Consider the following 9866-nt stretch of genomic DNA (forward strand, 5'->3'; position numbering starts at 1 on the left):
AGCGCCTCGCGCGGGCCACCCGTGCGGAGGCCGCCGCGGCGCCCGAGGTGCGCGCGCCGATGCCGGGCACGGTCGTGGCCGTGCACGTCCGCGACGGCGAGGCCGTGGCATCCGGCGCCCGCCTCGTGACCATCGAGGCGATGAAGATGGAGCACGCGGTGACCGCGCCGCACGACGGCGCCGCGCGCGTGCACGTGACCGAGGGCGCCCAGGTCGCGCGCGACGACGTGATCGCCGAGGTGGTCGCGGCGCCCGCTCCCGTCCCGCCCGCAGCGCCCACCGCCGACACCGCCGATGCGGAACCAGGAGGCTCCCGATGATCGACCTGTCCACCTACGACCTCGGCGAGGACCGGCTCGAGCTCGCCCGCCTCGTCCGCGCGTTCGCCGACGAGGTCGTCGCCCCGCGCGCCTACGAGGCCGACCGCACCAAGACGCTGCCGATGGACGTCGTCGCGCAGCTCGGCGATCTCGGGCTGTTCGGGCTGCCGTTCCCCGAAGAGGTCGGCGGCCAGGGCGGCGACTACACGACGCTGTGCCTCGCGATCGAGGCGCTCGGCCGCGTCGACCAGTCGATCGCGATCACCCTCGAGGCCGCGGTGAGCCTCGGGGCCATGCCCATACACCGCTTCGGCACCGATGCGCAGCGCGCGCAGTGGCTTCCCGACCTCCTCGCCGGGCGCGCACTGGGCGCGTTCGGGCTCACCGAGCCGGAGGCGGGGTCGGATGCCGCGGCCACCCGCACCACGGCACGACTCGACGCCGGTGAATGGGTCGTCGACGGGTCGAAGCAGTTCATCACGAACTCCGGCACGCCCATCACGCGGTTCGTCACCGTCACCGCCGTGACCGGCGAGCGCGACGGGCGCACGGAGATCTCCACGATCATCGTGCCCTCCGGCACGCCCGGCTTCGCGGTGGGACCTGCGTACGACAAGGTCGGCTGGCACGCGAGCGACACCCACCCGCTGTCGTTCAGCGGCGTGCGGGTGCCGGAGGAGAACCTGCTCGGCGAGCGAGGGCGCGGCATCGCGAACTTCCTGCACATCCTCGACGAGGGCCGCATCGCGATCGCCGCCCTCGCGACCGGCGCCGCGGAAGGGTGCCTCGAGGCCGCCGTCGACTACGCGCGGCGTCGCACCGTGTTCGGCGCGGCGCTGTCGACGCGGCAGCACACGCAGTTCGTCCTCGCCGCGATGCAGCAGCGCGTGCACACCGCGCGCCTCGCGTGGCTGCACGCGGCGCGCCTGCGCGACGGCGGCAAGCCGTTCACGACCGAGGCCGCGGTCGCGAAGCTCACCGCGAGCGACGCCGCGATGGCGAACGCGCGCGACGCGACCCAGGTGTTCGGCGGCAACGGCTTCATGAACGAATATCCGGTGGCACGGCACTACCGCGACTCGAAGATCCTCGAGATCGGCGAGGGCACCAACGAGGTGCAGCTCCTCGTGATCGCGCGGGCGCTCGGGGTAGCGTGAGAGCGTGACCGAGATCGAGGAGCGGGGCCGCTACGTTGACGAGCTCGCCGTCGGCGACGTCTTCCGGCACCGGCCGGGACGCACGGCGACCGAGGCCGACAACGTGCTGTTCTCGTCGCTCACGATGAACACGCAGGCGCTGCACCTCGACGCCGCCTACGCCGCCGCGCAGCCGTTCGGGCAGCGCCTCATGAACTCCATGTGGACTCTTGCGACGATGGTCGGCATGTCGGTCGCGCAGGTCACGCAGGGGACGCTCGTGGCGCAGCTGGCGCTGACCGAGGTCTCGTTCCCGCATCCGCTGTTCGCCGGCGACACGCTGTACACCGAGACCGAGATCGTCGCGGTGCGCCCGTCGGCGTCGCGCCGGGGGGAGGGGGTCGTGACCATGCGGCACACCGGGCGCAACCAGGACGGCGCGGTCGTCGCCGTCGCGACGCGCGTCGCGCTCATGCGGTACCGGGAGGGCGACCGATGACCGGGTTCGCGATGGGGCCGGCGCTGCTGTTCTGCCCCGCCGACCGTCCGGAGCGGTTCGCGAAGGCGGCCGAGCGGGCGGATGCCGTGATCCTCGACCTCGAGGACGCGGTCGCCTCGGGCCGCAAGGTCTTCGCGCGCGGGGCGCTGATCGAGTCGGAGCTCGACCCGGCGCGCGTGATCGTGCGGATCAACCCGCTGGGCGGCGAGCACGTCGCGGCGGATCTCGCGACGCTCTCGCAGACCGACTACCGCACGATCATGGTGGCCAAGGCCGAGTCGGCGAAGCGCGTCGGGCGGATCGACGAGCGATTCGAGGTCGTCGCACTGTGCGAGACGGCCCGGGGCGTGGCATCCGCCGAGAAGCTCGCCGCGCTGCCGAACGCCGTCGCGCTCATGTGGGGCGCCGAGGACCTCGTCGCCTCGCTCGGCGGCACGTCGAGCCGCAAGCGGCGCGGCGGCTACCGCGACATCGCACGGTACGCGCGATCGCGCGTGTTGCTGGCTGCGGGCGCGGCCGGGAAGGCCGCGATCGACGCCGTGCACCTCGACCTCGCCGACGAGCGCGGGCTCCGGCGCGAGGCCTCGGATGCCGCGGCGAGCGGATTCGCGGCGTCCGCGTGCATCCATCCCGGGCAGGTCGCCACGATCCGCGCCGCGTACCGGCCCGACGCCGCGACGGTCGCGTGGGCGCGTGGCCTGCTGGCCGCCGCCGAGGGGCAGGGCGGCGTGTTCAGCCACCGCGGCCGCATGGTGGACGAGCCGGTGCTGCGGCACGCGCGCACGGTGGTCGCCCGCGCCGACGCCGGCTGACACGGGCGTCAGTAGGCGACGGAGGCGTAGTCGAGCAGGCGCAGGCGGTCGCGTTCGACGAGCAGCGTGTGCATCGACCCGTTCGGCAGACGCTCGGCGCCGGAGGGGAACTCGCCGCCGGTGGCGTGCCGGATGACCTCGCGGATGAGCGCGCCGTGCGTGACGACCACGACCGACGGTCCGGTCGGGCTGGTGGCGCGTCGCGCGTCGCGGACGACCCGCCGGATCGCCGAGATCGCCCGGACCCGCAGGTGCGGCCACGGCTCGGCGTCGGGGATCTCGGCGGTGTGCCAGTCGCCCCACCGTGCCGCGAAGTCCGACGTCGACATGCCCTCGGCGATGCCGTAGCCGCGCTCGCGCAGCTGCGGGTACGCCCGGGGAGCGGCGACGCCGAGCTCGGCCGCGACGATGCCGGCGGTCTCGTGCGCCCGCGAGAGGTGGCTGCAGGCCACCACGATCGGGGCGTCGACCGGCAGCTGAACGCGCAGCCGCTCGGCGGCGGCACGCGCCTGCGCGCGACCGCTGTCGTTCAGCGGGATGTCGGTGGTGCCCTGGATGCGCCGGTCGCGGTTCCAGTCCGTCTCGCCGTGGCGCACGAGGGTGAGAGTGGTCACACCGCGAGCCTATCCAGACGTCCCTGAGCGACCGCTCAGCGCGCCGTGCGCAGCGCGTCGACGAGCAGCGGCAGCACGTCGCTCGTGCCCGCGTCGATCTTGACGGTCGCCGAGACGTCGCCGCGGGTCTGGCCGCGGTTGACGATCACGATCGGCAGCCGGCGGCGCCGCGCGCGCTCGACCAGCCGCATTCCGGAGTTGACCGCGAGCGACGACCCGGCCACGAGCAGCGCGCCGCTCGCGCGCACGAGCTGCTCCGCCTCCTGGAAGCGCTCGACCGGCACGAACTCGCCGAAGAACACGACGTCCGGCTTGAGCGTGCCGCCGCACACGCTGCAGTCCGGGACCACGAACCCGTCGCTCGTCTCGGGCAGCACGTCGCCGTCGGGTCCGAGCGGCACGTTCTCGGGCACGGTGATCCACGGGTTGTCGGCCTCGACGCGCACGGCGAGGTCGCGGCGGTCGAACACCTGCCCGCAATGCAGGCACACCGCTCGACGCATCGTGCCGTGCAGCTCCACGACGCGGCGGCTGCCGGCACGGAGGTGCAGCCCGTCGACGTTCTGGGTGACCACACCGGTCGCGATGCCGTCGTCCTCGAGGTCGACCAGGGCGCGGTGACCCGCGTTGGGCTCCGAGGCCGCGAACGCCCGCCAGCCCAGGTGGCTGCCCACCCAGTAGCGGCGGCGCGCCGACTCGTGCGCGACGAACTGCTGCATCGTGATCGGCGTGCGCGTGCGGCTGCCCTTGCCGCGGTAGTCCGGGATGCCCGAGTCCGTCGACACCCCGGCGCCGGTGAGCACCGCGATGCGGCGTCCGGCGAGCGCGGCGGCGGCGGTCTCGACGGCGGTGGCCGTCGCGCGATCGACATCGAGGACCGTGATCATGCGCCGAGCCTACGCTCCCTCGTTTTCGGGCATGTTTCGCACGCGTGGGAAGGTGGACCCATGCCCATCGAGCGCATCGACGACGCGGGAGATCCGCGCCTGGCCGACTACCGCGATCTCACCGACGTCGCGCTGCGCCGCGTGCTCGAGCCGGCGGGCGGCCTGTACATCGCCGAGTCGGCGAAGGTCATCCGCCGCGCGGTCGCCGCCGGGCACCGGCCGCGCTCGATCCTCGTGCAGGAGAAGTGGCTCGACGACGCGGCGTCCGTCGCCGGCGACGCGCCCGTCTACGTCGTGACGGATGCCGTCGCCGAACGCCTCACCGGCTACGCCGTGCACCGCGGGGCGCTCGCCGCGATGCACCGTCCCGCGCTGCCGCCGGTGGCAGAGGTGGTCGCGGGGGCGCGCACCGTGCTGATCCTCGAGGACGTCGTCGACCACACCAACGTGGGCGCCGCGTTCCGCGCTGCCGCGGGGCTCGGGGCGGACGCGGTGCTCGTCACGCCGCGCTGCGCCGATCCGCTCTACCGGCGGAGCGTCCGGGTGAGCATGGGCACCGTCTTCCAGGTGCCGTGGACGCGGCTGCCGGAGTGGCCCGAGGCGGGCGGCGTCCTGCACGACGCCGGCCTCCACGTGGCCGCGCTCGCGCTCGCGGACGACGCCGTGCCGCTGGACGTGTTCGTCGCGACGCGGCCGGATCGGGTGGCGCTCCTCATGGGCGCCGAGGGCGACGGCCTGTCGCGCCGCGCGCTCGCCGCGGCCGACACCGTCGTGACGATCCCGATGGCCGGCGGTGTGGACTCGCTCAACGTCGCGGCCGCGGCAGCCGTCGCGCTGTGGGCGCTGCGGGTCTGACCCCCGGCCGGGCTCAGGCCGGATGCCCCGGCCCGGCCGTGCGGTCGCGCCCGGGCGCGACGACCTCGACCGGCAGGTCGGATCGGGTCTTGGCGGGGAGCTTCGTCGCCGGCGAGGTCGCGTAGGGCGTCGCCTGCGGTCGCTTCGCCGTCACGTTGTCGCCCGAGGACTGGTGGCGCAGGCGCCGCAGCACCCACGGCATGAGGTGCTCGCGCGCCCACACGAGGTCGTGCGCGCGGGCCTCGCGCCACGAGAGCGCCGGCAGCGGGTCGGGCTGCATGGGCTGCAGCTCGTTGGGCACGTTCAGGGCGCGCAGCACCATGCGGGCGACCTCGTGGTGGCCGAGCGCGTTCAGGTGCAGCCGGTCGTCGTCGAAGAAGCGCGCGTCCTGGATCTCTTTGAGCGCCCACTGGTCGGCGACGATGCAGTCGTACCTCTCGGCGATGGCGCGGATGTTCTCGTTGTAGATCGCGACCTTGCCGCGGATGCCGCGGAACACCGGCGTGAAGCTCGTGTCGATCCCGGTGAACACCACGACCGTCGCCCCCTGCGACGAGAGGCGGGCGACGGCATCCTCGAACTGCTGGGAGACCTCGTCGGGGTCGGTGCCGGGCCGGATGACGTCGTTGCCGCCGGCGGAGAACGTGACGAGGTCGGGGTTCAGGGCGAGCGCGGGCTCGATCTGCTCGGCGACGATCTGCGCGATCAGCCGCCCGCGGACGGCGAGGTTCGCGTAGGCGAAGTCGTCGACCTGCGCGGAGAGCACCTCCGCGACGCGGTCGGCCCACCCGCGATGCCCGCCGGGCAGCGACGGCTCGGGGTCGCCGATGCCTTCGGTGAACGAGTCGCCGATCGCGACCATGCGACGCCACGGATGGGCGCTGTCGTTGGGGACGTAGGGGGAGCGGTGGTGGTCGGTCGAATGGTCGCTGGTGTCCATGATTCTCCTCGGCTTGTGGCCGTTGTCGAGGCTACCCCGCCCCGCCGACACCGGCCTGAGAGCGGCCTCCGGCGGCGCGGGGCATGTCGGCGCCGTGGCTTAGGGTGGTCACTCGTGGATGGGGACCAGCGGGAGCATTTCGGCAGCTTCGCCGCCGAGCACCTGTCGCCCTCCTTCCCCCAGCGGGCGCCGTGGGGCACCGCGCAGCGGCTGCGCGCCTGGCAGGCCGAGGCGCTCGACCAGTACTTCGGCGCCGACGGTCCGGACGGCGTCGGCAAGGGCCCGCGCGACTTCCTCGCCGCGGCGACCCCGGGCGCCGGCAAGACCACGTTCGCGCTGCGGCTCGCGACCGAGCTGCTCCGCCGCGGCGTGGTCGACCGCATCGTCGTCGTGGCCCCGACCGAGCACCTCAAGACGCAGTGGGCCGATGCCGCGGCCCGCGTCTCGCTCCGCCTCGACCCCCGCTTCAGCAACCGCGACCGTGCTCCCGCGCGGCACTACCACGGCGTCGCGGTGACGTACGCGCAGGTGGCGGTCAAGGCATCCGTCCACCGTCGCCTCACCGAGGACGCCCGTACCCTCGTGATCCTCGACGAGGTGCACCACGGCGGCGACGCGCTCAGCTGGGGCGATGCGCTCCGCGAGGCCTATGCGCGCGCGACGCGGCGGCTCCTGCTGTCGGGCACGCCGTTCCGCAGCGACACCGCGCCCATCCCGTTCGTGGAATATCACCCCGACGACAAGGGCATCCGGCTCTCGCGCACCGACTACGGCTACGGCTACGGGCGGGCGCTCGCCGACGGGGTCGTGCGGCCCGTGCTGTTCCTCGTGTACGCGGGCAGGATGCGGTGGCGCACGCGCGCCGGCGACGAGCTCGAGGCGCACCTCGGGCAGGACAACACGAAGGACGTCACCGCGCAGGCGTGGCGCACGGCGCTCGACCCCGAGGGCGACTGGATCCCGGCGGTGCTGCGCAGCGCCGACCGGCGGCTCAGCGAGGTGCGCGAGAGCGTGCCGGATGCCGGGGGTCTCGTCATCGCGACCGATCAGACCTCCGCGCGCGCCTACGCCGCGATCCTCACCGAGGTCACCGGCGAGCCGGCCACGGTCGTGCTCTCCGACGACAAGGACGCCTCCGCGCGCATCGAGACGTTCGGCGCCGGGACCTCGCGGTGGATGGTCGCGGTGCGCATGGTGTCGGAGGGCGTCGACGTCCCCCGGCTCTCGGTGGGCGTGTACGCGACGTCTGCCTCGACGCCGCTGTTCTTCGCGCAGGCCGTCGGGCGCTTCGTGCGCGCGCGCCGGCGCGGCGAGACGGCGAGTCTGTTCCTGCCCAACGTGCCGCAGCTCCTCGAGCTCGCGAACGAGCTGGAGCGCCAGCGCGATCACGCGCTCGACCGTGAGCAGACCGAGGACGGCCTGCTCGACGACGACCTCCTCGCCGCCGCAGAGCGCGAGGACGAGGCATCCGACGCCCTCACCGACGAGTTCACGTACCAGGCGCTCGGGTCGATCGCGCACTTCGACCGCGTGCTCTACGACGGACGGGAGTTCGGGCAGCTCGCCGTGCCCGGCACGCCCGAGGAGGAGGAGTTCCTGGGGCTTCCGGGGCTGCTCGAGCCCGAGCACGTGCACGAGCTGCTGACCCAGCGGCAGTCCCGTCAGTCGCGGCACCGGCGCGCGCGCGAGGCGCGCGAGGCAGACGCTCCGGACGCCGCGGAGGATGCCGGGCTGCCGGCGCCGCTGCACCGCACGCTCCGCGAGCAGCGGCAGCTGTTGAACAGCCTCGTGGGGCTCTACGCGCGGCAGAGCGGCGCGCCGCACGGGGCCGTGCACGCGGAGCTGCGGCGCGAGTGCGGCGGGCCGGCCGTCGCGCAGGCGACCGTCGCGCAGCTGCAGACGCGCATCGACCTGCTGCGCTCCCGCGTGCGCTCCTGAGCCGGCCGGCACATCGGTCCGACCTGCGTGCCGGTGCGGCTCGTAGACTCGCGCGCATGGGCCGCGCCTACCGCTTCGTGACGCGCTGGGAGCTCCCCGCGCCGCGCGAGCGCTGCTGGGTCGAGCTCGTGCGGTTCGTCGGTGACGGCACCGTGCAGTCGTGGTGGCCGGGCGTCTCCGTGCCGGTGCCGCCGTCGCGGCCGGTGCCGGGGGAGCGGCTCGTGCTGGCCGTCCGCAGCCCGTTCGGCTACCGCCTGCGGGCGAGGCTGACGCTGACCGAGGTCGATCCGGGGCGGGTGCTCGCCGCCGAGAGCACCGGCGACCTCCGCGGAGCGGGGCGCGTCGAGCTGGAGTCGCTCGCCCCCGACCGCACGGCCGTCGTCTTCCACTGGGACGTGTCGACCGAGAAGGCGTGGATGAACGCCACCGCGGCGGTGCTGCGGCCCGCCTTCGTGTGGGCGCATCACGTGGTCATGGCGCGCGGCGAGCGCGCGCTGCGTGCCCGTCTGCACCGCGGGTAGCCCGCGCCGTTCGGGGGTCCGAAATGCTGGCAATGCCGGGCCGGGGCGGGTCGCGGCATCGGTGTCTCGCTAGCCTCGAATGGTCCCGTCACCCGTCTCGGAGGACCGATTGAACGCGACCGCATCGACCGAGCCGACGTCGAGAGACCGCCGCCGCTGGGCGCAGTACCTCGTCGACGAACGCGCCGAGGCGCACGTCTACCGCCAGCTCGCGGCACGCCGCGACGGCGAGGAGCGGGACATCCTGCTCGCGCTCGCCGAGGCCGAGGGCCGCCACGAGGCGCACTGGCTGGACCTCCTCGGCAGCGAGCCGGCGCGGCTGCCGTCGCCGAGCCCAGGCACGCGGATGCTCGGCTGGATGGCGCGCCGGTTCGGCTCGATCTTCGTGCTCGCCCTGGCCCAGAACGCCGAGAACCGGTCGCCGTACGAGAAGGAGCCGTACGCGACCGCGCAGATGGCCGCGGACGAGCGGATCCACGGCGAGGTCGTGCGCGGACTCGCCGCGCGCGGGCGGCGTCGCCTGTCCGGCACCTTCCGCGCCGCCGTGTTCGGCGCCAACGACGGCCTCGTCTCGAACCTCGCGCTCGTCATGGGCATCGGCGCCACCGGCGTCGCACCGCAGCTCGTGCTGTTCAGCGGCATCGCGGGCCTCCTCGCGGGCGCGCTGTCGATGGGCGCGGGGGAGTTCGTCTCGGTGCGCTCGCAGCGCGAGCTGCTCGACGCGACCCAGCCCGACAGCTCGGCCGACGAGGTGCTGCCCGACCTCGACCTCGACCACAACGAGCTCGCCCTCGTGTACCGCACGCGGGGGATGCCGTTGGACGAGGCCCGCTCGCGCGCGCTGGCGGTCATCGCCGCGGCCCAGCGCGGCACGCCGCCGCCCCGGGCCGATGCCGACGACCACGAGGTGGTCGGCGGTGCGCTGGGCGCGGCGGCATCCAGCTTCGCGTTCTTCGCGTCCGGCGCGATCATCCCGGTGCTGCCGTGGCTGTTCGGGCTCTCGGGCGCGCCGGCGATCGTGCTGGCGCTTGCACTCGTGGGCGCGGCGCTCATGGGCACGGGTGCCGCGGTCGGACTGCTGTCGGGCGCGCCGCCGCTGCGGCGCGGGCTGCGGCAGCTCGCGATCGGCTTCGGCGCCGCGGCGGTCACGTACGCCCTCGGACTGCTCTTCGGAGTGTCGCTGGGCTGACGCCGGTTGCAGATCGACGCGCATGACGTGCTAAGGTCGATCTTCGGTTGGCGACAACCACACACCCATGCGCGGGTGGCGGAATAGGTAGACGCGCTAGCTTGAGGTGCTAGTGCCCGTATAGGGCGTGGGGGTTCAAGTCCCCCCTCGCGCAC

General features: G+C 74.1%; 11 protein-coding genes and 1 tRNA gene. 9 read left to right on the plus strand and 3 right to left on the minus strand.

Annotated features, from left to right (window positions below):
• The 4 genes from WML84_RS09635 to WML84_RS09650 all read left to right on the plus strand — a co-directional run.
• On the plus strand, nucleotides 1-320 hold a 320-nt coding region (locus WML84_RS09635; protein ID WP_347345930.1), incomplete at its 5' end, for an acetyl-CoA carboxylase biotin carboxyl carrier protein subunit.
• Nucleotides 317-1477: an acyl-CoA dehydrogenase family protein gene (locus WML84_RS09640; protein WP_347345931.1), complete on the plus strand. Its 1161-nt coding sequence runs from the start codon at nucleotides 317-319 to the stop codon at nucleotides 1475-1477. The genes WML84_RS09635 and WML84_RS09640, both read left to right, overlap by 4 nt.
• A gap of 4 nt (nucleotides 1478-1481) precedes the next feature.
• Complete coding sequence (locus WML84_RS09645; RefSeq protein ID WP_347345932.1) at nucleotides 1482-1955, plus strand: MaoC family dehydratase; 474 nt, start codon at nucleotides 1482-1484, stop codon at nucleotides 1953-1955.
• On the plus strand, nucleotides 1952-2767 hold the full coding sequence (locus WML84_RS09650; protein ID WP_347345933.1) for a CoA ester lyase: 816 nt from the start codon (nucleotides 1952-1954) through the stop codon (nucleotides 2765-2767). The genes WML84_RS09645 and WML84_RS09650 overlap by 4 nt, the downstream gene beginning before the upstream one ends.
• An 8-nt stretch (nucleotides 2768-2775) precedes the next feature.
• Here WML84_RS09650 and WML84_RS09655 read toward each other — a convergent pair whose 3' ends face one another.
• Nucleotides 2776-3381 carry a histidine phosphatase family protein gene (locus WML84_RS09655; RefSeq protein ID WP_347345934.1) on the minus strand — a complete coding sequence of 202 codons (606 nt, stop codon included), beginning with the start codon at nucleotides 3379-3381 and terminating at the stop codon, nucleotides 2776-2778.
• 35 nt (nucleotides 3382-3416) lie between these two features.
• Nucleotides 3417-4268 carry a Sir2 family NAD-dependent protein deacetylase gene (locus tag WML84_RS09660; protein WP_347345935.1) on the minus strand — a complete coding sequence of 284 codons (852 nt, stop codon included), beginning with the start codon at nucleotides 4266-4268 and terminating at the stop codon, nucleotides 3417-3419.
• A gap of 60 nt (nucleotides 4269-4328) precedes the next feature.
• Here WML84_RS09660 and WML84_RS09665 point away from each other — a divergent pair, with 60 nt between their 5' ends.
• Nucleotides 4329-5123: an RNA methyltransferase gene (locus WML84_RS09665; protein ID WP_347345936.1), complete on the plus strand. Its 795-nt coding sequence runs from the start codon at nucleotides 4329-4331 to the stop codon at nucleotides 5121-5123.
• A gap of 13 nt (nucleotides 5124-5136) precedes the next feature.
• Here WML84_RS09665 and WML84_RS09670 read toward each other — a convergent pair whose 3' ends face one another.
• A complete protein-coding gene (locus WML84_RS09670) occupies nucleotides 5137-6063 on the minus strand; it encodes an SGNH/GDSL hydrolase family protein (protein WP_347345937.1) in 927 nt (308 codons plus the stop codon).
• Between the two features lie 114 nt (nucleotides 6064-6177).
• Between WML84_RS09670 and WML84_RS09675 the strand changes: the two genes are divergently transcribed.
• From WML84_RS09675 to WML84_RS09690, 4 genes are all read left to right on the plus strand, one after another.
• A complete protein-coding gene (locus tag WML84_RS09675; RefSeq protein WP_347345938.1) occupies nucleotides 6178-8001 on the plus strand; it encodes a DEAD/DEAH box helicase in 1824 nt (607 codons plus the stop codon).
• A 56-nt stretch (nucleotides 8002-8057) separates the two neighbouring features.
• Nucleotides 8058-8522, plus strand: a complete 465-nt coding sequence (locus WML84_RS09680; protein WP_347345939.1) for a hypothetical protein — start codon at nucleotides 8058-8060, stop codon at nucleotides 8520-8522.
• A 109-nt stretch (nucleotides 8523-8631) separates the two neighbouring features.
• Nucleotides 8632-9711: a VIT1/CCC1 family protein gene (locus tag WML84_RS09685; RefSeq protein ID WP_347345940.1), complete on the plus strand. Its 1080-nt coding sequence runs from the start codon at nucleotides 8632-8634 to the stop codon at nucleotides 9709-9711.
• Nucleotides 9712-9780: 69 nt separating this feature from the next.
• Nucleotides 9781-9865: transfer RNA gene (locus WML84_RS09690), tRNA-Leu, on the plus strand.
• The last annotated feature ends 1 nt before the right edge of the window (nucleotide 9866 follow it).

It is taken from the genome of Microbacterium sp., assembly GCF_039812165.1.
GTDB lineage: Bacteria > Actinomycetota > Actinomycetes > Actinomycetales > Microbacteriaceae > Microbacterium.